The organism is Pseudonocardia adelaidensis (assembly GCF_039543345.1).
GTDB classification, from domain to species: domain Bacteria; phylum Actinomycetota; class Actinomycetes; order Mycobacteriales; family Pseudonocardiaceae; genus Pseudonocardia; species Pseudonocardia adelaidensis.
The window spans coordinates 1-26,035 of record NZ_BAABJO010000027.1 but is presented as its reverse complement, the minus strand read 5'-3'; the positions used below and the strand labels follow the sequence as shown (position 1 = coordinate 26,035).

The 26,035-nt window shown below is 73.5% G+C and carries 27 protein-coding genes; 13 read left to right on the top strand and 14 right to left on the bottom strand.

The annotated features are described in order from the left end of the window. The first annotated feature begins 43 nt into the window (after positions 1–43). The 4 genes from ABEA81_RS29620 to ABEA81_RS29605 are packed head-to-tail and all read left to right on the top strand — an operon-like array spanning position 44 to position 4,690. Complete coding sequence (locus ABEA81_RS29620; RefSeq protein ID WP_345609446.1) at positions 44–1,588, top strand: sugar ABC transporter ATP-binding protein; 1,545 nt, start codon at positions 44–46, stop codon at positions 1,586–1,588. Beyond that, positions 1,585–2,583 carry an ABC transporter permease gene (locus ABEA81_RS29615; protein WP_345609444.1) on the top strand — a complete coding sequence of 333 codons (999 nt, stop codon included), beginning with the start codon at positions 1,585–1,587 and terminating at the stop codon, positions 2,581–2,583. The genes ABEA81_RS29620 and ABEA81_RS29615 overlap by 4 nt, the downstream gene beginning before the upstream one ends. A 35-nt stretch (positions 2,584–2,618) precedes the next feature. Further along, positions 2,619–3,626: a substrate-binding domain-containing protein gene (locus tag ABEA81_RS29610; protein ID WP_345609442.1), complete on the top strand. Its 1,008-nt coding sequence runs from the start codon at positions 2,619–2,621 to the stop codon at positions 3,624–3,626. Continuing rightward, a complete protein-coding gene (locus tag ABEA81_RS29605; protein ID WP_345609440.1) occupies positions 3,626–4,690 on the top strand; it encodes a zinc-dependent alcohol dehydrogenase in 1,065 nt (354 codons plus the stop codon). Before ABEA81_RS29610 ends, ABEA81_RS29605 begins: the two co-directional genes overlap by 1 nt. Here the strand turns inward: ABEA81_RS29605 and ABEA81_RS29600 are convergent. The 3 genes from ABEA81_RS29600 to ABEA81_RS29590 are packed head-to-tail and all read right to left on the bottom strand — an operon-like array spanning position 4,632 to position 8,188. Continuing rightward, positions 4,632–5,642: an ABC transporter permease gene (locus tag ABEA81_RS29600; protein ID WP_345609438.1), complete on the bottom strand. Its 1,011-nt coding sequence runs from the start codon at positions 5,640–5,642 to the stop codon at positions 4,632–4,634. The genes ABEA81_RS29605 and ABEA81_RS29600 overlap by 59 nt on opposite strands. After that, positions 5,639–7,144 (bottom strand): sugar ABC transporter ATP-binding protein, encoded by a 1,506-nt coding sequence (locus ABEA81_RS29595; RefSeq protein WP_345609436.1) that lies wholly within the window; start codon positions 7,142–7,144, stop codon positions 5,639–5,641. The genes ABEA81_RS29600 and ABEA81_RS29595 overlap by 4 nt, the downstream gene beginning before the upstream one ends. A 3-nt stretch (positions 7,145–7,147) precedes the next feature. After that, complete coding sequence (locus ABEA81_RS29590; protein WP_345609434.1) at positions 7,148–8,188, bottom strand: ABC transporter substrate-binding protein; 1,041 nt, start codon at positions 8,186–8,188, stop codon at positions 7,148–7,150. A 153-nt stretch (positions 8,189–8,341) separates the two neighbouring features. On the opposite strand from ABEA81_RS29590, the gene ABEA81_RS29585 reads away from it, so the two are divergent. From ABEA81_RS29585 to ABEA81_RS29570, 4 genes are all read left to right on the top strand, one after another. Further along, the gene (locus ABEA81_RS29585) at positions 8,342–9,529 is read left to right on the top strand and encodes a TerC family protein (RefSeq protein WP_345609432.1); all 1,188 of its coding nucleotides are present in this window, start codon (positions 8,342–8,344) and stop codon (positions 9,527–9,529) included. A gap of 75 nt (positions 9,530–9,604) precedes the next feature. Continuing rightward, positions 9,605–10,138, top strand: coding sequence for a methylated-DNA--[protein]-cysteine S-methyltransferase (locus ABEA81_RS29580; protein ID WP_345609430.1), 534 nt, complete (start codon positions 9,605–9,607; stop codon positions 10,136–10,138). Between the two features lie 49 nt (positions 10,139–10,187). Continuing rightward, positions 10,188–10,697: an RNA polymerase sigma factor gene (locus ABEA81_RS29575; protein ID WP_345609428.1), complete on the top strand. Its 510-nt coding sequence runs from the start codon at positions 10,188–10,190 to the stop codon at positions 10,695–10,697. Next, positions 10,681–11,295, top strand: a complete 615-nt coding sequence (locus ABEA81_RS29570) for a methylated-DNA--[protein]-cysteine S-methyltransferase (protein WP_345609426.1) — start codon at positions 10,681–10,683, stop codon at positions 11,293–11,295. Before ABEA81_RS29575 ends, ABEA81_RS29570 begins: the two co-directional genes overlap by 17 nt. Before the next feature lie 26 nt (positions 11,296–11,321). Here the strand turns inward: ABEA81_RS29570 and ABEA81_RS29565 are convergent, their stop codons facing one another. Next, entirely contained in the window at positions 11,322–12,044 is a 723-nt protein-coding gene (locus ABEA81_RS29565) for an SDR family NAD(P)-dependent oxidoreductase (protein WP_345609424.1), read from the bottom strand. A gap of 104 nt (positions 12,045–12,148) precedes the next feature. Between ABEA81_RS29565 and ABEA81_RS29560 the strand changes: the two genes are divergently transcribed. From ABEA81_RS29560 to ABEA81_RS29550, 3 genes are all read left to right on the top strand, one after another. Continuing rightward, a complete protein-coding gene (locus tag ABEA81_RS29560) occupies positions 12,149–13,051 on the top strand; it encodes a LysR family transcriptional regulator (RefSeq protein WP_345609422.1) in 903 nt (300 codons plus the stop codon). A gap of 46 nt (positions 13,052–13,097) precedes the next feature. Beyond that, the gene (locus ABEA81_RS29555) at positions 13,098–13,583 is read left to right on the top strand and encodes a DUF6789 family protein (RefSeq protein WP_345609420.1); all 486 of its coding nucleotides are present in this window, start codon (positions 13,098–13,100) and stop codon (positions 13,581–13,583) included. A gap of 156 nt (positions 13,584–13,739) precedes the next feature. Then, positions 13,740–14,081: an STAS domain-containing protein gene (locus ABEA81_RS29550; RefSeq protein ID WP_345609418.1), complete on the top strand. Its 342-nt coding sequence runs from the start codon at positions 13,740–13,742 to the stop codon at positions 14,079–14,081. A gap of 6 nt (positions 14,082–14,087) precedes the next feature. Here ABEA81_RS29550 and ABEA81_RS29545 read toward each other — a convergent pair whose 3' ends face one another. The 8 genes from ABEA81_RS29545 to ABEA81_RS29510 all read right to left on the bottom strand — a co-directional run bounded on the left by ABEA81_RS29545 (position 14,088) and on the right by ABEA81_RS29510 (position 21,640). Continuing rightward, positions 14,088–14,966: a manganese catalase gene (locus ABEA81_RS29545; protein WP_345609596.1), complete on the bottom strand. Its 879-nt coding sequence runs from the start codon at positions 14,964–14,966 to the stop codon at positions 14,088–14,090. A gap of 116 nt (positions 14,967–15,082) precedes the next feature. Beyond that, on the bottom strand, positions 15,083–16,231 hold the full coding sequence (locus ABEA81_RS29540) for a Gfo/Idh/MocA family protein (protein WP_345609416.1): 1,149 nt from the start codon (positions 16,229–16,231) through the stop codon (positions 15,083–15,085). Continuing rightward, positions 16,228–16,521: an EthD family reductase gene (locus ABEA81_RS29535; RefSeq protein WP_345609415.1), complete on the bottom strand. Its 294-nt coding sequence runs from the start codon at positions 16,519–16,521 to the stop codon at positions 16,228–16,230. Before ABEA81_RS29535 ends, ABEA81_RS29540 begins: the two co-directional genes overlap by 4 nt. A 10-nt stretch (positions 16,522–16,531) precedes the next feature. Further along, the gene (locus tag ABEA81_RS29530) at positions 16,532–17,389 is read right to left on the bottom strand and encodes a phosphoenolpyruvate hydrolase family protein (protein ID WP_345609414.1); all 858 of its coding nucleotides are present in this window, start codon (positions 17,387–17,389) and stop codon (positions 16,532–16,534) included. Positions 17,390–17,395: 6 nt separating this feature from the next. Next, complete coding sequence (locus tag ABEA81_RS29525) at positions 17,396–18,631, bottom strand: Tm-1-like ATP-binding domain-containing protein (protein WP_345609412.1); 1,236 nt, start codon at positions 18,629–18,631, stop codon at positions 17,396–17,398. After that, positions 18,628–19,455, bottom strand: coding sequence for a carbohydrate ABC transporter permease (locus ABEA81_RS29520; RefSeq protein ID WP_345609410.1), 828 nt, complete (start codon positions 19,453–19,455; stop codon positions 18,628–18,630). The genes ABEA81_RS29525 and ABEA81_RS29520 overlap by 4 nt, the downstream gene beginning before the upstream one ends. After that, positions 19,452–20,381: a carbohydrate ABC transporter permease gene (locus ABEA81_RS29515; protein ID WP_345609408.1), complete on the bottom strand. Its 930-nt coding sequence runs from the start codon at positions 20,379–20,381 to the stop codon at positions 19,452–19,454. Before ABEA81_RS29515 ends, ABEA81_RS29520 begins: the two co-directional genes overlap by 4 nt. Continuing rightward, positions 20,378–21,640, bottom strand: a complete 1,263-nt coding sequence (locus tag ABEA81_RS29510; RefSeq protein ID WP_345609406.1) for a sugar ABC transporter substrate-binding protein — start codon at positions 21,638–21,640, stop codon at positions 20,378–20,380. Before ABEA81_RS29510 ends, ABEA81_RS29515 begins: the two co-directional genes overlap by 4 nt. Positions 21,641–21,755: 115 nt before the next feature. On the opposite strand from ABEA81_RS29510, the gene ABEA81_RS29505 reads away from it, so the two are divergent. Continuing rightward, the gene (locus tag ABEA81_RS29505; protein ID WP_345609404.1) at positions 21,756–22,955 is read left to right on the top strand and encodes an ROK family transcriptional regulator; all 1,200 of its coding nucleotides are present in this window, start codon (positions 21,756–21,758) and stop codon (positions 22,953–22,955) included. A gap of 28 nt (positions 22,956–22,983) precedes the next feature. On the opposite strand, the gene ABEA81_RS29500 is transcribed toward ABEA81_RS29505, so the two are convergent. After that, complete coding sequence (locus ABEA81_RS29500) at positions 22,984–24,138, bottom strand: acetyl-CoA C-acyltransferase (RefSeq protein ID WP_345609402.1); 1,155 nt, start codon at positions 24,136–24,138, stop codon at positions 22,984–22,986. 16 nt (positions 24,139–24,154) lie between these two features. Continuing rightward, positions 24,155–24,688, bottom strand: a complete 534-nt coding sequence (locus ABEA81_RS29495) for a YbhB/YbcL family Raf kinase inhibitor-like protein (protein WP_345609400.1) — start codon at positions 24,686–24,688, stop codon at positions 24,155–24,157. Between the two features lie 173 nt (positions 24,689–24,861). Here ABEA81_RS29495 and ABEA81_RS29490 point away from each other — a divergent pair, with 173 nt between their 5' ends. After that, positions 24,862–25,911: a LacI family DNA-binding transcriptional regulator gene (locus tag ABEA81_RS29490; protein ID WP_345609398.1), complete on the top strand. Its 1,050-nt coding sequence runs from the start codon at positions 24,862–24,864 to the stop codon at positions 25,909–25,911. The last annotated feature ends 124 nt before the right edge of the window (positions 25,912–26,035 follow it).

The window sequence follows — 26,035 nt, the reverse complement described above, 5'->3', positions numbered from 1 at the left end:
GCGCACTTGACATCCTGTAATTACAAGTGATCCGATGGGCACGATGAACAGAGTCGTTTTCTCCGCGCGCGGGGTGGGCAAGAGCTACCCGGGCGTGCAGGCGCTGTCCGGCGTCGACCTCGACGGACGCGCTGGCGAGGTGCTCGCGATCTGCGGCGCCAACGGAGCGGGCAAGTCGACCTTCGCGCGGCTGCTGGCCGGCCAGGAGCCGCCCAGCGCGGGCGAGATCCGCGTCGCGGGGCACCCCGAGCCGGTGGCCGACCCCGCCGAGGCCGACCGCGCCGGCATCCTGCTCATGCACCAGGAGCCGCTGGTCGTCGACGACTTCACCGTTGCCGAGAACGTGTGGCTGTACCGGTTGCGCTCCGGGCGCGACATCCGGCCGTGGTCGCTCGCCCGTCGCGGCGACGACGACGCCACCCGGCAGGCGCTGCGCGACGTCGGCCTCGGCGACGTCGCGCCGACCCGCCTCGCCGGGTCGCTCGCCCCGGGGCAGCGGCAGATGCTCGCGCTCGCGCGTGCCCGGGTCACGCCGCACCAGGTGCTGATCCTCGACGAGACCACGGCCTCCACCACCGAGGAGCACTTCGCGGACGTGCAGGAGATGGTGGCCGCCGAGAAGGCCGCCGGCACGGCAGTCGTGTTCGTCTCCCACCGGATGCCCGAGGTCTTCGCGCTGTCCGACCGCATCGCCGTGCTGCGCGGCGGGCGGCTCGTCGACGTCCTGCGCACCGCCGGGACCGACGCCGCCGAGGTCACCGCGCTCATGATCGGCGAGGGGGTCCGCGCGCTGGAACGCCCGCCTGCGCACCGCGCGGAGGGGCGCGCCCCGGCACTGGCCGTGCGCGGCCTGCACGCCGGCTCGGCCACCGACGTCTCGTTCGACGTGCGGGGCGGCGAGGTCGTCGGGATCTACGGGCTGGTCGGCAGCGGGCGCTCCTCGGTGGCCCGCTCGGTATCCGGCCAGCAGCAGCCGCGGGCCGGCACCGTCGAGGTCGGCGGCCGCGCGGTGACGATGCGCAGCCCGGGCGCAGCCCTGCGGCACGGCGTCGTGCACCTCACCGAGGACCGGCGCCGCGAGGGGTTCGTCGGGGAGTTCACCAACGCCGAGAACCTCAGCCTGGTGACCCTGCCGCGGCTCGCGACGGCGGGCGTCGTGCGCCGCCGGGACGAGCGGTCGCGGGTGACCGAGCTGATCGAGCGGTTCCAGGTCAAGGGCGGGCCCGAGACGCCCACCCGGGCACTCTCCGGGGGCAACCAGCAGAAGGTCTGCCTCGCGAAGTGGCTCGCCGCCGACCCCGACGTGATCGTCCTCGACGAGCCGACCAAGGGCATCGACGTCGGTGCCCGGCTGAACATCTACGAGATCATCCACGGCCTGTCCCAGCAGGACCGGGCGGTCCTCGTGGTCACCAGCGAGGCCGAGGAGGCCCTGCTGCTGTGCCACCGCGTCCTGGTGCTGCGCGACGGCCGGCTGGTCGCCGAGTTCGACGCCGCCGAGGCCTCGACCGAGGACCTCATGCGCGCCGCACTGGGAGGGGCCGCCGCACTGGGATCGGACGCCGCCCAGGGAGGAGACGCCGCATGACCGTCACCGAGAAGACCGTGAGCGCCGCCCCCTCCGAGCCGGCCGCGTGGGCCGGGCGCGGCCTCGGGTGGCTGCGCACCCAGTACCCGCTGCTCATCCTGCTCGTGCTCGTGGTGCTCGCGGCGGTGCTGTCCGACGCGTTCCTGTCCACCCGCAACCTCGAGAACCTCGTGCTGCAGATGTCGGTGATCGGCATCGTGGCGCTGGCGCAGTTCATCGTCGTGGTGTCCGGCGGCATCGACATCAGCGTCGGTTCGGTGCTGGGGCTCGCGTGCGTGCTGTCCGCCGGCCTGTTCGGCGGCGCGTCGACCGGCCTGGCGGTGCTGGTGGCCCTCGGGACCGGGGCCCTTCTCGGGGCCGTCAACGGGTTCCTGGTCGCGTTCCGCGGCCTGGAGCCGTTCATCGTGACGCTCGGCATGCTCGCGCTGGCCCGCGGCCTCGTCTACGCCTACACCGAGGGCGTGCCGGTCCGCCCGGCAGACCCGGCGTTCACGCTCGTCGGCACCGCCACCGTGCTGGGCGTGCCGGTGCTCGGCGTCATCTGGGTCGCGGTCGCGCTCGGCATGGCGTTCCTGCTGCGCCGCACCGTGTTCGGCCGCCGCGTGTACGCGGTCGGGAGCACGCCGGAGGCCGCGCACGCCTCCGGGGTGCCGGTGCGCGGCACGCTGCTCGCCGTCTACGTCATCGCCGGGCTGCTGGTCGGGCTCGGCGGGTTCCTGCTGGCGTCCCGGGTCGGGGCGGGCACGCCCACCGCGGGCACCCTCTTCGAGCTGGACGCGATCGCCGCCGTCGTCATCGGCGGAGCCCGCCTGTCCGGCGGGCAGGGCCGGGTGTTCGGCGCCGTCGTCGGCACCGCGATCTTCGGCGTCATCACGAACCTGCTCGTCCTGCTCAACGTCTCGACGTTCCTCCAGGACGCCTTCCGCGGCGCCCTGATCCTGCTCGCGGTGGCGCTGGCCACCATCGGCCGTTCCCCCGCCCGGCGCGGTCGCTGACCACCCCGTCATCCCCCGAGAAACCGGAGACACCCATGCGCACCCCCCGCCTCCTCGCCGTCGCGGCGGCCGCGTCCCTCGCGCTGCTGTCGGCCTGTGGCACCGTCGGATCGAGTTCGGAGCCCACCCGGAAGCAGGAGGCCAAGCCCGTCACCGAGGTGACGATCGGTTTCGCCCAGCGCCAGATGGACGCCCCCTACTACGCCGCGATGGAGGCGATGGCGCAGCAGCGCGCCAAGGACGAGGGCTTCCACCTGCTGTTCCAGAACGCGGGCGGGGACCCGGTCACCCAGCTCAACCAGGTGCAGGCGATGCTCGCCCAGGGCGTCGACGCGCTCGTCGTCAACGCGATCAGCCCGGAGACGCAGCGCACCCAGCTCGAGCAGGCCGCGGGCGAGGTGCCCGTGCTGTTCGTCGACACCTCGATCCCGGACATCGGGCTCACCGCCGTGCAGTCGGACAACCACGAGATCGGGCGGCTGTCCGGCCAGATCACCGCCAAGCGCATCGGCTCCGGGAAGACCATCCAGGTGGCCATCCTCAACGGCGGGCCCAACGACGAGATCGTCGGCCCGGCCCGGCAGGAGGGCTTCCTCGCCGGACTCACCGAGGGCGGCGTGACCCCCGAGGTCGTCGCCTCCGCCACCGCCACGTACACCCAGGAGGAGGCGATCCCGGCCACCGAGTCGATGCTGGCCGCCCACCCCGAGACCGACCTCGTGCTCGGCCTGAACGACTCGATGGCGCTCGGCGCGCTCAGCGTCCTGCGGAACCAGGGCAACGGCACCGTCCTCGTCGCCGCCGCGGCCGACGGGCAGAAGGAGGCGCTCGCCGAGATCGCGAACGGCGGCTGCACCGGGCAGTACGTCTCGACCGGCCTGAACTCCCCGAGCCTCGCGGCCGAGCAGGTGTTCGACATCGCCGTGGGCGTCGCCACCGGCCAGACCGACCCGGCCTCGGTCCAGAAGACCTCGCTGACCAAGGCCGCGGGCATCGGCTGCGAGAACGTCTCGGAGTACTACGACCCGACGAGCGTCTTCTGATGCGGCAGGTCGTCGTCGGCTCGGCCGAGGACATCCGGGTCGACGAGGTGCCCCGGCCCGGGCCACCCGGGCCCGGGCAGGTGCTGGTGGCGAGCCGGCTGGTCGGGATCTGCGGGACGGACGTCCACGCCGCCGCCGGTCACCACCCGTTCATCGACCGGCCCTACCGGCCCGGCCACGAGGTGGTCGGGGTCGTCGAGCGGGTGGGGGAGGGCGTGTCCGATCTCGCCCCGGGCGACCGCGTCGTGCTCGAGCCCAACCTCGCCTGCGGCACGTGCCGCCAGTGCCGCGCCGGCCGCTACAACATCTGCCGCGAGCTGGCCGTCTTCGGCTGCCAGACCCCGGGCGGGATGGCCGACGCGTTCGTGGTGGACCGCGACCGGCTGCACGCCGTGCCCGCGGGCATGTCCGACGAGCTCGCCGCCCTCGTGGAGCCGCTCGCCACGCCCGTGCACGCCGTGCGCACGGCGGGCGTCCGCGCGGGCAGCCGGGTGGCCGTGCTGGGCGCCGGCCCCATCGGGCTGCTCGTGCTGGTGGCCGCCCGCGCCGCGGGCGCGGAGGTCGTGGTCGTCACGGACGTGCTGGGGGAGAAGCTGGAGCGGGCCCGGCGGCTCGGCGCCGACGAGGCGCTGCGCGCCGACGCCCCGGACCTGGTGGAGCGGGCGGCCGCGGTGCTGCGGGGTGCCGACGTCGTGTTCGACTGCGTGTCCTCCGCGAGCTCGATGGCGCAGGCGGTCGAGCTGGTCGACAAGGGTGGCACCGTGGTGGTCGTCGGGATCGCCGCCGGCCCGACGTCGATCCCGCTGCACCTCGTGCAGGACCGCGAGATCACCGTGGTCGGCAGCCTCATGTACGTGCGCGAGGACGTCGAGCGTGCGATCGCGCTGCTCTCCACGGGAGTCGTGGCGGCCGACGACCTCGTCACGGCCGTCTTCCCGCTCGAGCGGGCCGCCGAGGCGTTCGCCGCGTCGGCCGATCCCCGGCAGGTCAAGGTGCTCGTCTCGGTCAGGCCTCAGCTGCGCGGCGGGCGTTCAGCTGGTCCAGCCCCACGGCGACGAGGATGAGCACGCCGATGGCGATCTGCAGCCAGAACGGGTCGATGCCGAGCAGCGTGCCGCCGTTGTTGAGCAACCCGACGATGACGGCCCCCAGCAGCGCGCCGATCGCCGTGCCCCGGGCGCCGAACAGGCTGGCCCCACCGATCACGCACGCGGCGATGGCCTGCAGCTCGTAGCCGGTGCCCGAGGTCGGGACCCCGTTGCCGAGGCGGGACGCGAGCAGGACGCCGCCGAGCCCGGCGAGCAGCCCGGAGATCGCGTAGACGCTGACGAGCACCGGCCGCACCGGCACCCCGGACAGCCGCGCCGACTCCGCGTTCGAGCCGACGGCGTAGACGTAGCGGCCCCAGACCGTGCGGCGCAGGGCGAACGCGACGGCGGCCGCCACGATCAGCATGATCCAGATCAGGTTGGCGATCCCCAGCGTGGTGCCGCCCGCGATGGCCTGGAACGCAGGCGGGAGCGGCTGGACGGTACGCCCGCCGGTGATGAGCAGCGTCGCGCCGCGGGCGATCCCGAGGCCGGCGAGCGTCACGATGAACGCCGGCATCTTCAGCACCGCCACGAGCAGGCCGTTGACGGCGCCGACCACCGCCCCCGCCAGCAGCGCGAGCAGCACCGCGAGCACGACCTGGCCGCCCGCCGTCGCCTCGAACACGACGGTGGCCGCGATCACCCCGGACAGGCCGACCACGGAGCCGACGGACAGGTCGATCCCGGCGGTGAGGATCACCAGCAGCTGGCCGATCGCGATGATCGCGAAGATCGACACCTGCCGGCCGAGGTTGTCCAGGTTGGTTCCCGTCAGGAACGTGTCCGTGGCCAGCGCGAGCGCGAGCGCGAGCAGCACCAGGACGGGGAGGCCGCTGACGCCGCGGCCGAGCAGGTCGCCGAGGGTGAGGACGTGCGGCGGCGCAGGCTTCGGTCCGGCGAGGGTGAGCGTGCGCGGCTGGGTCACTGAGGGGTCTCCTCACGGCGGGGGCTGGCGAGCTCGAGGATCCGGTGTTCGGTGGCGTCGGCCGCGGCGAGCTCCCCGGCGACGGTCCGCTCGCGGAGCACCACGATCCGGTCGCAGAGGCCGATCAGCTCGGGGAGGTAGGACGACACGACCACGACCGCGAGGCCCTGCTCGGCGAAGTCGGCGATGATCCGGTAGAGATCGGACTTGGCGCCGACGTCGACGCCCTTGGTCGGCTCGTCGAGCAGGAGCACCTTCGCCCCGGTGCCGAGCCACCGGCCGAGCAGCGCCTTCTGCTGGTTGCCGCCCGACAGCGACGTGATCGGGTCGTCCCAGCCGCCGTGTCGCAGGCGCAGGCCGGCCACCGCGGTCTCGGCCCGCGACTGCTGCGCCCGGGAGCTGATCACGCCGGCGCGGGCGGCGCGGGGGAGCGTCGGGAGGGTGACGTTCTCGCGGATCGACAGCTCCGGCAGCAGCCCGGACTCCGTGCGGTCCTCGGTGAGCAGCCCGATCCCGTGCCGCATCGACGTGCGCGGCGAGCGCAGCGGCACCGCGGCGCCGTCGACGAGGACGGAGCCCGCCTGCACCGGGGCTGCGCCGAACAGGGCGTGCAGGAGCTCGGAGCGTCCCGCGCCGAGCAGGCCGGCGAGCCCGACGATCTCGCGCTGCCGCACGGCGAGGTCGACGGGCGCCGGGAAGCCGACCGGGTGCAGGCCGCGCACCTCGAGCCGGACCGGGCCGGGTTCGCGGCGGGTGCCGGGGTAGAGCTGGGTGATCTCGCGGCCCACCATCGCGGCGATCAGGCCGGGCTCGTCGAGACCCTCGAGCGGTCGGGTGGTGACGTGCCGGCCGTCGCGCAGCACCGTGACCCGGTCGCCGATCGCGAACATCTCCTCGAGCCGGTGGGTCACGTAGAGCACGGCGGTGCCCGCGTCACGCAGGCCGCGGACGAGGTCGGTGAGCGCCGCCGCCTCCCGCTCGGACAGCGCGGTGGTCGGCTCGTCGAGGACCACGAGGTCGGTGCCGGACCCGACGACGCGGGCGATCTCCACGAGCTGTCGCGTGGCCGTGCCGAGGCCGCCGACCGCGGCGTCGAGCGGCACGGCCCGGAGCCCGACGCGGTCGAGCAGCTCCCGGGCCGCGGCGCGCTGGCGGCCCAGGGACACCACTCCGAACCGGTGCGGCAGCCGGCCCATCAACAGGTTGTCCATGACGCTGAGCTCGGGCAGCAGCGACAGCTCCTGGTACACGACGCCCACGCCGGCCCCCCGCACCTGGGCGGGGGTCGGGCGCGGGCCCATGTCCCGGCCGTGCACCGCGTAGCCACCGCCGTCGCGGGCGACGGCCCCGGTGAGCACCTTGATCAGCGTGGATTTGCCGGCGCCGTTCTCGCCCGCCAGGCAGTGCACCTCGCCGGGCAGCACCTCCAGGTCGACGCCGTCGAGCGCGACGACGGGGCCGTAGGTCTTGCGGACGCTCGTGAGGGAGACGACGGGGGACACCGGTCAGCCCGTGGTCGTCGGCGGGTCGAGGAGGGCGGCGAGCGCCGGATCGCCCACGTTCGACGCGTCGACCAGCACCGCCCCCGGGTCGAGGTTCACCGGGGGAGTGGAGCCCTGCAGCGCCATCGCGGCCTCGACCACGCCCTGGTAGCCGAAGAAGAACGGGTTCTGCACGAGGATCGCGTCGATCGCCCCGCTGCGCACGGCCTCGACCTCGGCGGGGTCGGAGTCGAACGCCACCACCGCGAGAGCGTCCGCCCGTCCGGAGCCCCCGACCGCGCGGGCCGTGCCGGTGCCGGAGGTGTTGTTGTCGGCGAAGATCCCGGCGAGGTCCGGGGTGCGGGTCAGCGCATCGTTGACCTGCCCGACCGCGGTGTTGAGGTCGTTGCCGTTCACGAGCGTCTGGATGATCTGCGCGTCCGGGCACCCGGCCGCGAGGCCGGAGCGGAAACCCTCGAACCGGTCGATCAGCACCTGCACACCCGACACCGCCGACTCGTGCAGCACCTTGCCCGCCGGGTTGCCCTGCCGCGTGAGCAGGTCGCACATCCGCTGGCCCGCCTGCTGACCGGCCTTGACGTTGTCGGTGCCGATGAAGCCCTCGGACTGTGCGCCGATCGCGTTGTCGACCGTGATCACCCTGATTCCCGCGGCGCGGGCCCGGTTGACCACGTCGTCCAGCGCCGTCGAGGAGTTGGACGCGAGCACGATCGCCTCCGCACCGCGGGAGATGGAGTTCTCCACGAGGCTGACCTGCTGGGCGATGTCCGTCTCCGAGGTCGGGCCGAACAGCCCCAGCTGCACGCCGAGGTCGGCGCCCGCCTTCTCGGAGCCGGCCATCATCGACTGCCAGAACTCCGAGTCGGTGGCCTTGACGATCACGTCGATCCGGCTGCCCGCGACGGGCGCCTGCCCGGCCGCCGCCGCGGGATCGGACGGCCCGCCGGCCGCGGCCCGCCCGACCAGCAGCCCTGCCCCGAGGGCGACGACGGCAGCGACGGCGAGGACGCCGAGCGAGACACTCCGGACTGTCGTGCGCGTCACAGTGGGCACCGCGAGAGTTCATCCTGTCATGACAGGATTGTCAAGCCGCGCCGCGTGTTCCCGGACCGGGTGACGAACCGCGATCTACGGGCGGGGCGGGAGCGTCGTCCCCCGTAGGGTGGGGCCCCTGGTCGGCCCGAACCGGGAGCCTGGATGGACACATCGGCCCTGATCTGGTGGGCCACGATCGCCGGGATCGTGGGCCTGCTCGCCTTCGACTACGTCTTCCACGTGCGGAAGGCGCACGTCCCGACGATCTCGGAAGCCGCGGTGTGGTCGGCGGTCTACGTCGGGATCGCGGTGCTCTTCGGCGTCGGCGTGCTGGTCCTCGGCGGCCCCGCGATGGGAACGGAGTACTTCGCGGGCTACCTGACGGAGAAGGCGCTCTCGGTCGACAACCTGTTCGTCTTCCTCGTGATCATGACGAGCTTCCGGGTGCCCCGCGCCGACCAGCAGAAGGTGCTGCTGTTCGGCATCGTGTTCTCGCTCATCGCCCGCACCGGCTTCATCCTCGTGGGCGCCGCGCTGATCAACACGTTCGCCTGGGTGTTCTACCTGTTCGGGCTGGCGCTGCTGATCACGGCGGGCAACATCCTCCGGCCGAGGGACTCGGAGAACCGGTCACCGGACAACGTCATGGTCCGGTTCGCCCGTGCGCTCTTCCGGACGTCCTCGTTCTACGACGGCGACAAGCTGTTCACGATCCGGGACGGCAAGCGCGTCATGACCCCTATGCTGCTGGTCATGGTGGCCATCGGTGGCACCGACATCATGTTCGCGCTCGACTCCATCCCCGCGATCTTCGGCTTGACGCAGAACGTGTACGTGGTGTTCACGGCCACGGCGTTCTCCCTGCTCGGGCTGCGCCAGCTCTACTTCCTCCTCGACGGGCTGCTCGACCGGCTCGTCTACCTCTCCTACGGCCTGGCCGCCATCCTGGCCTTCATCGGCGTGAAGCTGATCCTGCACGCGCTGCACGAGAACAACGTCCCGTTCGTCAACAACGGGCAGCGGGTGGCCGTCATCGAGATCAGCACCGGCGTCTCGCTCGTCGTCATCATCGGTGTCCTGGTCGTCACCGTGATCGGCTCGCTGGTCAGCCCGAAGGGCCGGGCCGTCAACCTGGTATCGGCGGCGAGGCGGCACGCCACCGAGTACCTGACGTGCGAGATCGATCCCGCGGTGCGCGCGGACGTCTTCCGCAGGCTGCTCGCCGAGGAGGCCCAGCTGCGCAGGCTCCCGGAGAAGTACCGGGCGCGGATCCGCGCGGAGGAGCAGCTGATGGCGCTCCTGCGGCGGGCGCACGAGGAGCACGACGCCGTGGTCGGCCCGCGCCCGTGATCGGTCGGGCTCCTGCTCACGTTCTTGGTCCGTGGCGCGTCTTCGGTACGGGACCACCACGGAGGAGGAGCGCACATGCGGACCGACACCAACGCCTCGGTGCACTGGCACACGGTCGTGCCGACGGCTCTCGGGCAGCTGACCCTCGTCCGGAACGCGGACGGGCTGTGTGGGCTGTACTTCCCGCACCACTGGTACGCGCCGGACCCGGAGGCGTTCGGCCCCCGCCGCAGCGAGGGGTTCGACGAGGCCGTCGGCCAGCTCGGCGAGTACCTCGCCGGGGAGCGTCGCGAGTTCGAGCTGCCGTTGGCGCCGGTCGGCACCGAGTTCCAGCACCGGGTGTGGGATCTCGTCAGGCAGGTGCCGTACGGGCGCACCGTGACGTACGGAGGCCTGGCCGCCCGACTCGGTGGCGAGGCGAGCGCACAGGACGTCGGCGCCGCGGTGGGCCGGAACCCGCTGTGCGTCCTCGTCCCGTGCCACCGGGTCGTGGGCCGGGACGGGAAGCTGACCGGGTACGCCGGCGGCGTCGCGCGCAAGCGGCACCTGCTGGAGCTCGAACACGCCGCGCAGCCTGCCCTGATCCCGATCCAGGACCTCGGCTGGTGAACCGCCCCGGTGCGACCTCACGAACCGACCGGGCGGAGCGTCTACGTACGTGACGAACAAGCAGCCGTTCGAGACCGTGGTCGCGACCCACGGGGCGACCGTGCTGCGCGTCTGCCGGGCCGTCCTCGGCCCGGTGGACGCCGACGACGCCTGGTCCGAGACGTTCCTGTCGGCGATGAGGGCCTACCCGGACCTCGCCGATGACGCGAACGTCGAGGCGTGGCTGGTCACGATCGCCCACCGGAAGGCGATCGACGTGGGCCGGGCCGCGGCCCGCCGGGCGGTGCCGACCGCGCGGGTTCCCGACGCGCCGGCTCCACCACGGCCGGACGGGCCCGACCCGGACCTCGTCGCGGCGGTGGCACGGCTGCCGGACAAGCAGCGGCTCGCCGTCGCCTACCACCACCTGGCGGGCCTGCCGCATGCCGACGTCGCGGCGATCTCGAGCGGCCGCACCGATGCGGCCCGGCGGGCCGCCGCCGACGGCATCGCCGCCCTCCGCCGCACCTACCCGCGTCCGACCGCCGGAAAGGGGACTGCCGATGCGAACGGACGATGATGCGCCCGACCGCCTGGCTCGCGCCTACTCCGTCGACCCCGACGACCTGTCCCGGCTGCACGCTCGCCTCGCCGCCGCCGCGGAGGCCGCCGGGACCCTCGATGTCGCCTACCGCACCGTGGACAGCCCGGTCGGCGCGCTCCTGCTCGCCGCGACCGCGCGCGGGCTCGTCCGGCTCGCCTACGCCAGCGAGGGCCACGACGTGGTCCTGCAGAACCTGGCGGACCGGATCAGCCCCCGCGTCCTGCACGCCCCGGACCGGCTCGACGAGACGGCCCGGGAGCTGGACGAGTACTTCACCGGCGCCCGCCGCCGGTTCGACGTGGCGCTGGACTGGCGCCTGTCGGCGGGGTTCCGCGCCGTCGTGCTGCATCGGCTCCCGGACATCGGCTACGGCCAGACCGTCACCTACTCCGCCGTCGCGGCGCTGGCCGGCAACCCGAGGGCGGTGCGCGCGGTCGGCAGCGCATGCGCGACCAACCCCATCCCCATCGTCGTCCCGTGCCATCGGGTGGTGCGCTCCGACGGGCGCATGGGCGGCTACTCGGGTGGGCCGGAGGCCAAGCGCACCCTGCTCGGCCTGGAGGCCGGCGCCTGACTCGGGTCTCCGCGCCACGGACCAGGTCAGCGGGTGGTGCGCTCGCCGCCGTTGACGGCGACGCACTGGCCGGTGATCTGCCGGGCACCGGGCGACGCGAGGAACGTGACCGTCGCGGCGATGTCCTCCGGGGTGCTGGGACGCCGGGTGGCGGCGGCCCGGATCAGGGCCGAGCGGCGCTCGTCCGTGAGGCGGTCCCGGAAGAACTCCGTGTCCGCGACGTACCCCGGCGCCACGGTGTTGACGGTCACGCCGTCCGGCCCGAGCTGGTGCGCCAGGTCGACCGTCCAGGACGCGAGGCCCGCCTTCGCGGCGCCGTAGGCCCCCGCGCCCTTGTCCGCGGCGATCGATCCGATGTGCACGACCGCGCCGCCGGGCCGCAGCCGGTCCCGCAGCGCGGTGGTGACGAGCACCGCGGACAGCAGGTTCGCGTCCAGGTTCGCCCGCCACGCCGCGGCGACCGCGGCGAGGCCGGCGGGGGCATCGCGGTCGAAGTCGGTGTTTCCGCCCGCGTTGTTCACCAGGACGTCGACGTGGTCGGGCAGCCGGTCGCGCGCGGCGTCGACGGCGGCGGGGTCGGACGCGTCGAACGGGACGGCGACGGCGCGGCCGCCCAGCTCCGCGACGAGCTTCTCCAACGGCTCCGGGCGCCGCCCGGTGACGACGACGTGGTGGCCGTGCGCGTGCAGCGCGACGGCGACGGCGCGGCCGATCCCGGTACCTGCTCCGGTGACGACGGCGGTGCGCATGGAACTCCTCGATGTCGGGGGACACGTACCCACCCACCGTGTCGCGCCGTGCGGACCGATGCCTCTCGGATGATGAATCCCGACCGATCGATTAGTAAACTCTGATGATGGAGATCCGGTGGTTGCGGGCCGCGGCGGCGGTGGCGGAACACCTGCACTTCGGCCGCGCCGCCGCCTCGCTGGGGATCGCGCAGTCGCAGATCAGCCAGCAGGTGGCGGCACTGGAACGCGATCTCGGGGTGCGGCTGTTCGACCGGGACAGCCGCAACGTCGCGCCGACCTCGGCCGGTGCCGCGTTCGTCGCGGACGCGCGCGCGGCGCTGGAGCGGCTCGACGCGGCGGCGGAGCGGGCCCGCGCGGCGGGGCGCGGGGAACACGGGACGCTCGCCGTCGGCACGGTCGGGTCGGCGCTGAGCGCGCCGCTGCCGCGCCTGTTGCGGACGTTCCGGGAGCGGTTCCCCGCGGTCACCGTGAACTTCGCCGAGCTCACCACGGCCCAGCAGGTGGATCGGCTGCGTGCAGGCACCCTCGACGTCGGGTTCCTGCGGCCGCCGCTGCCCGATCCGGGGGCCCGGGAGCTCGAGCTGATCACGGTCGCCGTGGAGGAGCTGGTGGCGGTGCTGCCGCCGGGCCACCGGCTCGCCGGGCGGTCGGCGGTCCGGCTCTCGGCGTTGCGCGACGACCCGTTCGTCCGCAACCCGCGCCGTCTCGGGGCAGGGCTGCACGAGGCGGTCACGGCGCGCTGCCGGGCAGCAGGCTTCGAGCCGCGGGTCGCGCAGGAGGCCGTCGACATGGACACCGTGGTCGGCCTGGTCGCGGCCGGGTACGGCGTCGCCGTCGTACCGGCATCGGTCGGCGGGCGCGGGCCGCACGACGTGACGTTCGCGCGGCTGGTCCCCGCCGGCCCACCGATCGAGCTGGCCATGGCGGTGCCGGACCGGCCGCCGTCGCCCGTGGCGGAGCGCTTCGTCGCGCTCGCCCGGGACCTCGGCCCGGTCCGGCTGTGAGCGGAGGGGTGCGAGTAAACGAGGTGGTTGCGGCTACCCCGGCCGCGTGGGCCACAGGACGGGCAGGACGGCGGCGGGCGCCCGGGGTGCCGTCGCCGGCGCGATCGCGACCGGTGCGATGAGCGTGGTGATGGAGGCGGGGCGGCGCGTCACGGCGTTCCGGCGACAGCCTCCCGAGCTGATCGTGCGCACCCTGCTGACCGGGGACCCGCAACGGCCGGTCGGCGGCGAGGACGCGCTCGCCCTGCTCGCCCACTTCGGCTACGGCACCTCGTTCGGCGGGCTGTTCGGCCTGCTCACCCACCGCAGCGGCAGAGCGGGTACGCAGCTGGGCGTCGGGTACGCCCTTCTGCTGTGGTTGATCAGCTATGCCGGCTGGGTGCCGGCGGCGGGCATCCTGGCGCCACCCGGGCGCGACGACGCGGGCCGCCAGCTGGCGCTGGTCGGCGGCCACGTCGTCTACGGCGCGGTGCTGGCGGTCGTGCTCCGCCGGCTGCTCCGCGACCGGTCGCAGGTGCGCGAAGCGGCGTAGAGCCTCGCGGGCCGGGTAGTCCCGCCCCACACCGGACGAATGGGATGCCGACTCATGCCTCGACGACGTGGGAAGAGTCGCCGGAACTGCGGCGAACGGGCCGGCAGTGCGTCTCGGAACGGCCTGGAACTGCGGGTCGACCGGTACGGCCCGCACGTGCGGGTGCTGACGGTGAGCGGCGCGCTCACGGGAGACCGTGCCGATCGCCTGTGCGGTGCCGTCAGGGAGCAGTTGGCGCTGTGCCCACGGCTGCTCGGCCTCGACATGACGCGCGTCACCGCCGTGGACACCGCGGGCGTGCGGGCGCTGGTGCACGTGGCCCACCTGGCGGCCGAGGCCGCCATCAGGCTGAGCCTGGTCACCGGGGCCTCGACAGCTGTCGGCGCGACGCTGGAGGTCAACGGGCTCGCCGAGCTCTTCGAGGTCTGCGTCGGCATCGACCAGGTGGTCGCCGGGCAGGCGCCCGAGGGGACTCGAGCACCGGCCCGGCGACGGTGAAGCGTCTCACTCGCGCTCGAGCGCGTCCTGGGCCGCGCCGGCCGCCTTCTCCACGGGGTTGGGCATGTCCGTGGTGCCGTACATGCGTGCGTCGGGCCGGGTGGGCGGCGGCATGGGCGCGCGCGTGGTGGGCCCGTCGTGGTAGCTGAACTCGTGCCCGTCGGGGGTGGGCCCGCCCGCCCAGCGCCCGCCGGCCGCCTCCTTGCCGTCGCTGAAGTTGAGGTACTGGTAGGAGACCTCGCCGTACTCCTTGCTCTGCGGGAAGTTGCTGGGTACGGGCATCCCCTCGTAGCCCTCTTCCTTCAGCTCGTTCGCCGCCGCGATCCACTGGTTCTGGTGCATGGTGTCGCGGGCGAGCAGGAAGGACAGCAGCTCGCGGACGCCGTGGTCGCCGGTCATGTGGTAGAGCCGCGCGACCTGCGTCCGGCCCTGCATCTCCGCGTTGGCGTTGGCGGTGAAGTCGGCGAGGAGGTTGCCGCTGCCGGTGATGTAGCTGCCCTGCCACGGGTTGCCGTTGCTGTCCACCGGGCGGGCCCCGGCCCCGGCCACGATGGCGTGCTGCACGTCCGTCCCGCCGACGATCGCGGCCACCGTCGGGTCGTCCTGCACGGCGTCCTCGGTGATGCCCAGCGGTGCCTTCTCGAGGAGCTGGGCGATCATGGTGGCGAGCATCTCGACGTGGCCGAACTCCTCGGCGCCGATGCCGAAGACGAGGTCGCGGTACTTGCCGGGGAGGTGGGCGTTCCAGCCCTGGAACATGTACTGCATCGCTACGGTGATCTCGCCGTACTGGCCACCGAGAACCTCTTGCAGCTTGCGCGCGTAGACCGCGTCGGGCTTGTCGGGGGTGGAGGTGAACTGGAGTTCCTGGCGGTGGAAGAACATCATTCTCCTGGGTCCGGTCATCTCCGGCAGCGGTGCGTGCCGGAGCCCGGTGGGTCCCCCCGGCGGCCACGCGGAAACTCGGCTCGCCGGAATGCCGCCTTCGGAGTAGCCGAGCCTCAGGTGCGCGGGTAGTCGGGGACGCGCACCGTGGCGTCCTCGGCGAGCGCGGAGGCGTGCGCGCAGATCCCGGGTGCGGTCCACTCCGCCGCGCGCCGGGCGTCGATGAGCGGCGGGCGCCCGTCCACGACGCTGCGCACGAACTCGTCCACCAGGAACGGGTGCGACCCGCCGTGGTCCGCGCCCACCCGGACCTCGGCCGGCATGCCGGGCAGCCGCACGGTGGCGGGCCGGACGAAGCGCCGCAGCGGTTCCGGCAGTCGCTCGGGGCGGTCGGGCGGGGCGAGCGAGCTCGTCGCGACCCGGTTGCCGCGCCGCCCGGGCGCGGGCCCGGCCATGTCGAACACGGTGAGCTCACCCTCGTTGTCGATCGGCCACTCGATGCCGCGGCGGTCGCCGTAGATCGAGAACCCCTCGATGTAGCTGCGGGCGGTCTGGGAGAACGACATCTGGATGTCGGCGAGCACGTCGCTGTCGCGCAGCCGGAACAGACCGATCTCCGTGGGGAACGGGTTGTCGAAGCTGCCGGTGCGGCGGGATTCGGCGAGCCGTCCTGCGCCCTGGCACTGGACGCTCGCGACGGTGGTGCCGAGCAGGTGCAGGATCGGCGACAGCGCGTGGGTCACGTAGTGCATCGGCGGGAAGCCCTGCCAGTACGTGGGGAAGCCGTCGAGGTTCTGGATGTGGTAGCCGCGGTAGAGGGTGAGCTCGCCCAGCTCGCCCGCCCGGTGCATCTGCGCGACGGCGAAGTACTCCCGGGCGAAGACCGTGGTCTCCATCATCATGTAGTTCCGGCCGGACGACTCCTGCGCCGCGATGATGCGGTCGAGGTCCTCCAGCGCGGTGGCCATCGGCACGGCGCAGGCCACGTGCTTGCCCGCCTCCAGTGCCGCGACCGAGAGGTCGGCGTGCGTGTGCACCGGCGCGAAGACGTGCACCGCGTCGATGCCCGGATCGGCGAGCGCGTCGGCGATGTCGCTGTACCCGGCGGACAGCCGGTACCGCTCGGCCACCGCGCCGCGCCGCTCGCGGTCGGGCTCGACGAGCACGACCCTCGCCACGTCGGGGTGGCTGAGGTAGATCGGCACGAACTCGGCGCCGAAGCCCAGCCCGGCGACGGCGACGACGAGGCCGGCGCCGCCGCTCACGAGAAGGCCACCTGCTCCTCCTCGCCGGTCAGGAACACCACGCCGCCGGTGACGAAGTTGTCCAGGTCCTTGCTCGCGGCGACGCCCTCCGGCGAGGCGAGCACGGCGTCCATGGCCGACTTGTCCTCGGCGTACAGCTCGGCGACGAGGATCCAGTCGGGGTTCCCGTCGGTCCACTGCAGGTTCCAGCCCGTGAGCCCCTGCATCTTCCGGGCCAGCGGGACGTGCGTCTCCGTGTAGTACCTGCGGAACGCCTCCGGGTCGGTGGGCGTGCCGTAGAGGATCGTCATGCGGTACACGTCAGCTCGCCTCCGTCGTGTTCGTGGCTGTGGTGGGCAACTCGATCTGCAGGTAGGAACGCATGTGGTCGACCATCGCGACCTCGGTGGGCAGCCGCTCCATGCTGGAGGCGCCGAGGAAGCCCTGGACGCCCGGCACGTCCCGGATCACCTCGGCCGCCTCGGCGGGCGAGTGGATCGGCCCGCCGTGGCAGACGACGAGCACCTCGGGGTTCTTCGCGCGCGCCGCGGCGGCCAGCTCGGCGACCTTCTCCTTCGACTCGGCGAGCGAGAGGGCGGTCTGCGCCCCGATCATCCCGGAGGTGGTGAGCCCCATGTGGGGCACGACGACGTCCGCACCGGCCTCGGCCATGGCGGCAGCTTCGTCCGGGTTGGCCACGTAGGTGCAGGTGAACAGGTCCAGCGCGTGCGCGGCGGCGATCATGTCCACCTCCTTGTCGAAGCCGAGACCGGTCTCCTCGAGGTTGGCGCGGATGATCCCGTCGAACAGGCAGACGGTCGGGTAGTTCTGCACGCCGGAGAATCCGGCCTCCGCCACCGTGCGCAGGAACTGCGGCATCAGCCGGAACGGGTCGGTGCCGCACACACCGGCGAGCACCGGCAGCTCGCGCACCACCGGCAGCACCTCGGCGCCCATCTCCATCACGATCGCGTTCGCGTCGCCGTAGGGCATGAGGCCCGCCATCGAGCTGCGGCCCGCCATCCGGAAGCGGCCGGAGTTGTAGATGACGACGAAGTCGAGGCCTGCCGCCTCCGCGCACTTCGCCGACAGGCCGGTGCCGGCGCCGCCGCCGATGATCGGCCGCCCCTGCGCCACCTTCGCGCGCAGGCGGGCGACGAGCTCGGATCGGGTGGACATCGAAGATCACGTGCCTTTCGTCGTACCGGAGAGGGCGCGGTCCATCGCCGCGCCGAGGTGGTGGGCGAACGCCGGGTCGTTCACGGCGAGGTCGTGGACGTGCAGCGGGATGCGCGGGTCGAGCGCCGCGTGCAGCGCGTCGATCAGCGCCGCGTCGGCGTCGGGGTCGTGGAACGGCCCGCCCGGGGCGGAGATCTGCGAGAAGCCCCGCCGCGGCACGTGGACCTCGACGAACGCGCTCGCCCCCGCGAGCTTCCGCGCGATGACCCGGCCCAGCTCCGCGTTCTCGGCGGGGGAGGTCCGCATGAGCGTGACCGAGGGGTTGTGGGCGAGCAGGCGCCGCCCGCCGTGTTCGGCGGGCACGGTGTCGCGCGGGCCGAAGTTGACCATGTCGAGGGCACCGACGCTCACCACCTGCGGCACGCCGTGCGCCGCAGCAGCCTCCAGCCGGTGCGGCCCCGCCGTGCAGACGCCGCCGACGAGCTCGTCGGCCAGCTCGGTGGTGGTGACGTCGGCGACGGCGGCGAACACGCCGGACCCGATCAGCGCCTCGAGGGTGCGCCCGCCGGTGCCGGTGCAGTGGAAGACCTGCACCTCGGCGCCGTTCGCCGCCAGGTGCGTCCCGAGCGCCTGCACGCACGCGGTGGTGACGCCGAACATCGTGGCGCCCACCGCGGGGCGACCGGACGGCGCCGGGACCGGGGGCCCGGTGACCATCCCGACGACCGCGTCGGCCGCCCGGGCCAGCACCGGGGTGCTGACCGAGTTCAGCCCGGCGATGTCGACGACCGGGTACACCATCGTGAGGTCGCTGGTGCCGACGTACGGGCGGGTGTCGCCGGCCACCACCGTCGACACGAGCACCTTCGGCACGCCGAGCGGCAGCACCGGGGCGATCTCGCTCATCACGAAGCCCGCGTTCGACCCGCCGAGCACGACGACCGCGGCCACCCGGCCGCCCCGGTGGAGCTCGCGCACCACGGCGGCGGCGCCGCGGGCCATCGCCGAGACGGCGGCGTTCCGGTCGCCCGCGGCGACCAGCGCGTCGTGGTCGGCGCCCGCCGCGTCCGCCACGGCCCGGCGGTCGACGTCGGCGGCGAGCCCGGGCGCGCCCAGGACGGACGTGTCGACCAGCAGGCAGGGCACGCCCGCGGCCGCGATCCGGTCGCGGACGAAGCCGTACTCGGCGTGCTTCGTGTCGAGCGCGCCCACGAGCACCGCGGCGGGGACGGCACCGTTCACTTGACCGCTCCCAGCGACAGCCCGCCGATCAGCCGCTTCTGCGAGATCGCGAACACCACCACCAGCGGGAGCGAGGTGAGCACCGCGAGCGCCATCAGGCCGTTCCAGTTGGCGGCGTAGGTGGTGTTCTGCGCCGCCAGCAGCCCGCTGACCGGCAGCACCACGCCGGGCGGCAGCAGGTTGATCGCGTAGACGAACTCGCCCCACGCGTTGATGAAGACGACGCTGGCGACGGTGAACACGCCGTTGCGCATCATCGGCACCGTGATCGAGCGGAACGACCGCCACGGCCCGGCCCCGTCGATCACCGCGGCCTCGTAGAGCGCGCGCGGGACGTCCTGCGCGTACGGCCGCAGCAGCATGATCGCGAACGGCAGCATCACCGCGACGTCGGCGAGGATCAGGCCGGGGAGGGTGTTGAGGATCCCCCACTGCGCCAGCACGCTGAACAGCGGGATCACCGTCATCGGCTGCGGGATCATCTGCAGCACGAGCAGCCCGGCGAGCGCCACCGCGATGACGCGCGCCGCCCCGGCGCCCAACCTCGCCGCCGCGGCGAACGCCGCGGGCACCGCCAGCGCCACGACGACGACCGTGACGACGACGCCGATCTGCAGCGAGGTGACGATCGCCGCCGCGCCCTCCCCGATCACCTCGCGGTACGTGTCGAGGGTGGGGGCGAACACGATCCCGTTCGGGTCCTGCAGCACCTGGGTGGTGCTCTTGAACGAGGTGACCAGGATCCAGGCGAGCGGCACCACGTACGCCAGGGCCAGCAGGACCTTGACGACGGCGAACAGGGCCCGGGTGGGAGCGGCGATCATTCCGGGACCTCCGCGTTGATCCGGCGCACGTAGGGCACGGCGCATGCGGCGACCACGATCATCGACAGCACTGCGACGGTGGCGCCCGCGCTCATGTCGAACTGGGTGAAGGCGGTGTAGTACGAGAGCACCGGCAGGGTGTTGGTCGACGTGCCCGGGCCGCCCTCGGTGAGGACGTAGACGAAGTCGAAGCTCTTGAACGCGTAGATCACCGTGAGGATCGCGAGGATCCACATGGTGGGCCGCAGGAGCGGGAGCACGATGCGGACCCGCGTGGTCCAGTAGCCCGCCCCGTCGATGGCCGCGGCCTCGAGCACCTCCTTCGGCACGCCCAGCATCGCGCCGCGCAGGATCAGCGTCGAGAACGGCAGCGCCGACCAGGCGACCACGCCCGAGACCGTCCACAGCGCGGCGTCGGGCGAGCTGAGCCAGGGCACCGGGCCGATGCCGGCCACACCGAGCACCTCGTTGAGCACCCCGGAGTCGTCGAGCAGGAACTTCCAGACGCTGCCGCTGACCAGCGGCGGCAGCGCCCAGATGAACACCATCAGCCCGAGCACGACGTTGCTGCCCCGGCCCGGTTCGGCCAGCACCGAGCCGCAGACGAAGCCGAGCACCAGGTTGGAGACGAGCAGCACGGCGCAGAGCCCGACGGTGCGCCACAGCGCGTACCAGGTCTCGGGGTTCCCCAGCGCATCGGTGAAGTTGTCCGCACCGACGACGGACCACCCGCCGACGATGTTGCTCGGCCCGACGTCGCTCACCGACATCTGGAACAGCACGACGAGCGGGTAGACCGCCATCGCGACCAGCACGAACGCGGCGGGTACTCCGAAGCCGAGCGGGGCGATCGCGGTGCGGCGCCCACCGGGTGCGGGTCGCGGGGTCGGGGTGCTCTCTGGAGCCCTCGTCGCCAGCTGACTCATGCGCACCCACCGCCGCCCTGCTCGCGTGCCTCGCCGATGCTCTCGATCGCGTCCCGCGCCCCGGCCTCCGGCGGCTGCTCCCCGGAGATCACGGAGCTGACCGCGACCCCGAGCGCCTTCTGCATGGCCGCGGTGTTCGGGTTGTTCGGCCATGGGGCCGCGTCGCGGGTGGCGGCGACGAACGGGGCGACCATGGGGTCGTCCTGTATCTCGGGCGCCGCGGCGGCCTTCTCGTGCAGCGGGATGGAGCCCGCGGCCTCGTAGACGGCGAGGCCGCTCTCCGGGGACATCAGCTGCTCCAGGAACCTCCACGCGAGGTCGGGGTGCTGCGACTTCGACCCGATCGCGAAGCCCTCGCCGCCGGGGAAGACCTGGCTCTGCCCCCCGGCGGGTGCCGGGAACTGCGCGGTGCCGTACCGGAACCCGGCCTCCTCCACGTTGCCCAGCTGCCAGTTGCCGTTGAGGGCGAACGCGTACCGGCCGGTCATGAACTGCTGCCATGACGCGTTCTGGTTCCAGGTGGCGGCGGCCCGGGGCAGCGCGTCCGTCGCACGCCACGCGGCGATGCGCCGGAAGGCGTCGGTGACCTGCTGCGCCGATTCCGCGAGGTTGCAGTAGCCGACGCCGAGCCCCAGCAACTGCGGGGCGAACAGCCACGCCCCCTCGACGGACGCGGCGCCGGACAGGGCGATGCCCTGGTACTTCCCACCCCTCTGCACCGTCTCCATCGCGGCCTGCAGCTCGTCGAGCGTGGTGGGGGGAGCGAGGCCGTACTCGTCGAGGATGTCCTGGTTGTAGTAGAGGCCGACGAGGTTCGTGTACGACATCAGGTTGTAGATGCGGCCCCCGTCCCTCCAGGTCGCGGTGTCGGGGAAGCGGGCGGCGTCGGGGAAGGACTCCCAGTAGGGCGTGAGGTCGAGCATCACGCCGCCCGCGACGAGCGTCGGGAAGTCCACCACGATGTTGTTGATGAAGAGGTCGGGCGTGCTGCCGGTGGCCACCGACGCGAGCAGCTTCTGGTCCTGCTGGCTGCCGACCACCTGCACCAGCTCGATCTGCACGCCCGGGTTGTCCCGCTCGAACCGCCGTGCCTCGGCCTCCAGCCACTCCTTCTGGGTGCCGTCGTAGTACTGCCAGAACGTCAGCACCGTGGTGCCCGGGGTGCTCGCGGCCACGCTCGAGATCGCACAGCCCGAGATCGCAGAGCCCGACGTCGCCAGCAGCAGGGCGAGTACGAGTGCCGGCAGTCGCGATCTCATCGGCGGTCCTCCACGGCGGCGTGGGCATCGCGGTGAGCCTATGCGGCGTTATGGCGACGCACAAGATAATTATGGCGATTGCCGACGTAATTGTCCGGACGTTATGTTGGCCTCCATGGCGGTCTCCGAGCGCAGCCACCCGCCGACCCCGGCGTCGGTGGAGGGCGCGGGCGTGCTGCTCGGGATGATCCGCAGCGGGCGGGCGCGCACCGTCACGCAGCTCGCCGACGCCATGGGCGTGGCGCGCTCGACGATCCTGCAGCGGCTGGACCACCTGCAGCGGGTCGGCCTCGTGCACAGCGAGATGCGCACCGAGGGCGCGCGCGGCCGCCCCGCCGCCGTCTTCGGGTTCGACCCGCGGGCCGGCGCGGTGCTGGCCGCCCACCTGGGGCTCACCGGGGCCCGGGCCGCCGTCACCGACCTGGACGGCGAGGTGCTCACCGACCGGTTCGTCACCGTCGACGTCGCCCGGGGCCCGGACGCCATGCTCGACCTGCTGCACCGCACGTTCGAGGAGCTGACCGGCGAGGCCGCGGCCGGTCCCGTCGTCGGGGTCGGCGTCGGCACCCCCAGCACGTTCGAGCTGAAGGCCTACGCCCGCGGGCACGGGCTCTCGGCCGTGGGCTGGGACCGCGACGACTTCCGGGACGCGCTCGCGCGGCGCTACCAGGTGCCGGTGCTGCTCGACCTCGACGTCGCCATGCTGGCGCTGGCCGAGCACCGCGCGTCGTGGCCGGACGCCGAGGTGCTGGTGTGCGTCAAGCTCGGCACCCTGATCGACGCGTCGGTGGTGGTCCGGGGCGTGCCGGTGCGCGGGGCCGACCGCCTCGCGGGGGAGCTCGGGCACATCAAGGTGGTGGACGCCGACGACCCGTGCGCCTGCGGGAGCGTCGGGTGCCTCGACGCCGTCGCGAGCGGCAGCGCGCTGGTGCGCCAGATGGTCGCGGCGGGACACCCCGTCGACCACGTCTCCCAGATCATCCGGCTGGCCAATGACGGCGACCAGGACGCCGTGCACCTGATCCGCCGGGCCGGCCGGCGCATCGGGGAGGTGCTGTCGTCCGTGGTGAACCTGCTCAACCCGGCGGGGATCTCGATGTGGGGCTACCTGACCGAGGCCGAGTCCCTGCTCGCCGGGATCCGCGAGTCGCTCTACCAGACGGCACTGCCCGGTTCGAGCGAGCACCTGCGGCTCACCACCACGGCCTTGGGGCAGCTGGCCGGCGTGCGTGGCGCCGCCCTCTCGGTGATCGACACGGTGCTGGAGCCGCGCGCCGTGGAGCGGACGGTGCTCACCGGTTCCTGGTCGGCCTGACCGTCGGCCGCACCGTGGTGCTGCGGGCTCACGGTCGGCGCAGCAGCAGTGCCCCGCCCTGGCCGCCCCCGCCGCAGATCGCGGCGACGCCGAGCGCCGCGCCGCGCCTGCGCATCTCGTGGGCGAGCGTCAGCACGAGGCGGAAGCCGGAGCCGCCGAGCGGGTGCCCGACCGCGATCGCGCCCCCGTTGACGTTGACGCGCTCGTGGTCGATCTCCAGGTCGCGCATGCTGGCCAGCACGACCGCGCCGAACGCCTCGTTGATCTCCCACAGGTCGACGTCGCGCGGGGTGAGCCCGTGCCGCTTCAGCAGCACGCGGGCGGCCGCGGCGGGCTTGAGGTGCAGGGTGGGGTCCGGCCCGGCCACCGTGGCGTGGCCGGCGATCTCCGCGAGCGGCTCGATCCCGAGCGCGGCGGCCCGGGCCGCGGTGGTGACGACACCCGCCGACCCGGCGTCGGACATCTGCGACGAGTTGCCCGCGGTGAGCGTCCCGTCGGCGGTGAACGCGGGGCGCAGGGCCGCGAGCCGCTCGAGCGTCGTGTCCGGGCGCACGCCCTCGTCGCGGTCCAGCTCGGGCAGGGGGGCGATCTCCTCGGCGAGCCGGTCGGCCGCCGCGGCGGCGCGCCGGTGGCTCTCCAGTGCGAACGCGTCCTGGTCGGCACGGCCGATGCCGAGCTCGGCGGAGGCGGCATCGGACATCTCGCCCATGCCCTGCTCGCTGAGCGCGCACCACAGCCCGTCCCGGACGAGGAGGTCGACCATGGCGCCGTCGCCCACCCGGGCCGCGGTCCGCACCTGGACGCCGTGCAGGGCGCGGCTCATCGACTCGAAGCCGCCGACGAGGCCGACGTCGAGCTCGCCCGCCCGGACGAGCGCGGCGGCCAGCCCCGCCGCGCTCAGGCCGGCGAGGCACACGTTGTTCAGGGTCATCCCGGGCACGGTCGTGGGCACGCCGGCGCGGGTGGCGGCGACCCGGGCCGGGTTCTGCCCGTTGCCGGCCTGCACGACGTTGCCGAGCAGGACCTGGTCGGGCACCGGGTTCCCGGCCCGTTCGAGTGCGGCGCGGATCGCGTGTGCGCCCAGGTCGACGGCGTCGACGCCGCGCAGGGCGCCGGCGAACCGGCCGACCGGGGTGCGGGCGGCGCCGAGCAGGACGGGGCGGCGGTCCTCGGGATCGGGCATCGGTCGCGGGTGGCCCTCAGCCCTTGTTCTCGTAGACCGGCACGATCGTGCCGCGGGCGAGGGTGTGGCCGAACAGGTTGAAGCCGAGGAACGCGGGCGTGGCACCGGTGGGGATCCCGAGGCTCTCGACGTCGACCGCGTGCACGACGAAGAAGTAGCGGTGCGGCCCGTGCCCGGGGGGCGGTGCCGACCCGAGGTAGCGGGCGAGCCCGCCGTCGTTCGGCAGCTGGAAGGCGCCGGCGGGCAGGCCGGAGCCGGTCTCGTCGCCTGCGCCGGTGGGCAGCTCGGTGACCGACGCCGGGATGTCGACGACCGCCCAGTGCCAGAAGCCGGAGGCGGTGGGGGCGTCCGGGTCGTAGCAGGTCACGACGAACGACCGGGTCTCCTCCGGGAACCCGCTCCAGGACAGCTGCGGGGACACGTCCTCGCCGCCCGCGCCGAAGATCCCGGACCGGTGGGGGACGGCAAGCGTCTCGCCGTCGGCGATGTCCGTGCTGCGGACGGTGAAGGAGGGGACCGGGGGCAGCTCGGCGTACGGGTCGTGGGGCATCGGCGGGTGGCTCCTTCGATCTCGGCGACTGGTCCGGATGGCACCGTAGACCGCCGGTCCCGCGGACCGCACGCCCGACGACCCGCGTGGTACCACGTAGCGGAACACCGTCCGGGGAGAGCAGGTCCTACGCTTGTCGTCCGATCGGTGAGCGACAGCTGGGGGCGACGAGCATGGCCGGTCCACCCGCCTCGGCGCGCCGCCGCGCGACCATCTCCCAGGTCGCCGAGCTCGCCGGGGTCTCGAAGGCCACCGTCTCCAAGGCGTTCAACAACCGCGGTGGGGTGTCCGACGAGACCCGGGTCCGCGTGCTGCGGGTCGCGGAGAGCCTGGGCTGGCGGCCGTCGGCCCGCGCGGTGGCGCTGACGAGCGGGGGAGCGGGTGCGGTCGGGTTCGTGCTCAACCGCCCACCGGACCTGCTCTCGTCCGATCCGTACTTCGGGGAGCTGATCTCCGGCATCGAGCGCACCCTCGCCGAGCACGGGTTCTGGCTGTTGCTGCAGATCGCCGAGCACGCCGACGCCGTCGAGGAGCGCACCGCCTACGCCGACCTCGCGCAGACGCAGCGCGTGGACGGGGTGTTCCTCGCCGAGTCCCGGATCATCGACCAGCGGTTCGACATCGTCACCGAGCTGGGGCTGCCGGCCGTGATCGTGTCGCGGCCGTGGGGGCGCACCGGGATCCCGTGGGAGGGCGCCGCCGACCCGGGCGGGGGTGTGGCCGGCGCGGTGGCGCACCTGGCGGCGCTCGGGCACCGCCGGCTGGCCTACGTCGCGGGCCCGCCGGACCGCTCCCACGTCCAGTACCGCACGGCCGCGTTCTTGGCCGCGGTGGCGGCCAACGGCCAGTCCGTGCTCGGGATCGCGCGCACCGACTTCTCCGCCGAGTCGGGGTACCGGGCCACCGACGAGCTGCTCGGGCAGCGCGAGCGGCCCACAGCGATCCTCTACGACAGCGATCCGATGGCCATCGCGGGCTTCCGGGCGGCGCGGGCGAGGGGCCTGCGCGTCCCCGAGGACGTGTCGATCATCGGGCACGACGACATCCACCTCAGCCGCTGGACCACGCCCGCGCTGACGACGATCCAGCAGGACGTGCAGGGGCTCGGCGAGCGGTGCGCGCTGCGGCTGCTGGAGCTGCTCGGCGTGACCACCGCGCCGCACGGCCCGCTGCCGGACCCGAGGCTGGTGGTGCGGGAGTCGACCGGGCCCGCCCCGGCCTAGTGTCCCGAGTCGAAAGTCCACCACGTATCTCGACGGCCCAGCTCCACGCTGAGCGCACCGGCGAACCGGCCGAGTACGCCCGGTACGAGGCCGGCTCGCCGGCGCACTCAGCGAGAACCTGGAT

Excerpts from the sequence above, each read along its gene's own strand:
- ABEA81_RS29520 (WP_345609410.1), bottom strand. The coding sequence starts at position 19,455 with ATGATCGCCGCTCCCACCCGGGCCCTGTTCGCCGTCGTCAAGGTCCTG.
- ABEA81_RS29545 (WP_345609596.1), bottom strand. The coding sequence starts at position 14,966 with ATGTTCTTCCACCGCCAGGAACTCCAGTTCACCTCCACCCCCGACAAG.
- ABEA81_RS29570 (WP_345609426.1), top strand. The coding sequence starts at position 10,681 with ATGCGAACGGACGATGATGCGCCCGACCGCCTGGCTCGCGCCTACTCC.
- ABEA81_RS29490 (WP_345609398.1), top strand. The coding sequence starts at position 24,862 with ATGGCCGGTCCACCCGCCTCGGCGCGCCGCCGCGCGACCATCTCCCAG.
- ABEA81_RS29560 (WP_345609422.1), top strand. The coding sequence starts at position 12,149 with ATGATGGAGATCCGGTGGTTGCGGGCCGCGGCGGCGGTGGCGGAACAC.
- ABEA81_RS29515 (WP_345609408.1), bottom strand. The coding sequence starts at position 20,381 with ATGAGTCAGCTGGCGACGAGGGCTCCAGAGAGCACCCCGACCCCGCGA.
- ABEA81_RS29585 (WP_345609432.1), top strand. The coding sequence starts at position 8,342 with ATGGACACATCGGCCCTGATCTGGTGGGCCACGATCGCCGGGATCGTG.
- ABEA81_RS29620 (WP_345609446.1), top strand. The coding sequence starts at position 44 with ATGAACAGAGTCGTTTTCTCCGCGCGCGGGGTGGGCAAGAGCTACCCG.
- ABEA81_RS29505 (WP_345609404.1), top strand. The coding sequence starts at position 21,756 with ATGGCGGTCTCCGAGCGCAGCCACCCGCCGACCCCGGCGTCGGTGGAG.
- ABEA81_RS29580 (WP_345609430.1), top strand. The coding sequence starts at position 9,605 with ATGCGGACCGACACCAACGCCTCGGTGCACTGGCACACGGTCGTGCCG.
- ABEA81_RS29510 (WP_345609406.1), bottom strand. The coding sequence starts at position 21,640 with ATGAGATCGCGACTGCCGGCACTCGTACTCGCCCTGCTGCTGGCGACG.
- ABEA81_RS29605 (WP_345609440.1), top strand. The coding sequence starts at position 3,626 with ATGCGGCAGGTCGTCGTCGGCTCGGCCGAGGACATCCGGGTCGACGAG.
- ABEA81_RS29530 (WP_345609414.1), bottom strand. The coding sequence starts at position 17,389 with ATGTCCACCCGATCCGAGCTCGTCGCCCGCCTGCGCGCGAAGGTGGCG.
- ABEA81_RS29535 (WP_345609415.1), bottom strand. The coding sequence starts at position 16,521 with ATGACGATCCTCTACGGCACGCCCACCGACCCGGAGGCGTTCCGCAGG.
- ABEA81_RS29500 (WP_345609402.1), bottom strand. The coding sequence starts at position 24,138 with ATGCCCGATCCCGAGGACCGCCGCCCCGTCCTGCTCGGCGCCGCCCGC.
- ABEA81_RS29615 (WP_345609444.1), top strand. The coding sequence starts at position 1,585 with ATGACCGTCACCGAGAAGACCGTGAGCGCCGCCCCCTCCGAGCCGGCC.
- ABEA81_RS29610 (WP_345609442.1), top strand. The coding sequence starts at position 2,619 with ATGCGCACCCCCCGCCTCCTCGCCGTCGCGGCGGCCGCGTCCCTCGCG.
- ABEA81_RS29495 (WP_345609400.1), bottom strand. The coding sequence starts at position 24,688 with ATGCCCCACGACCCGTACGCCGAGCTGCCCCCGGTCCCCTCCTTCACC.
- ABEA81_RS29565 (WP_345609424.1), bottom strand. The coding sequence starts at position 12,044 with ATGCGCACCGCCGTCGTCACCGGAGCAGGTACCGGGATCGGCCGCGCC.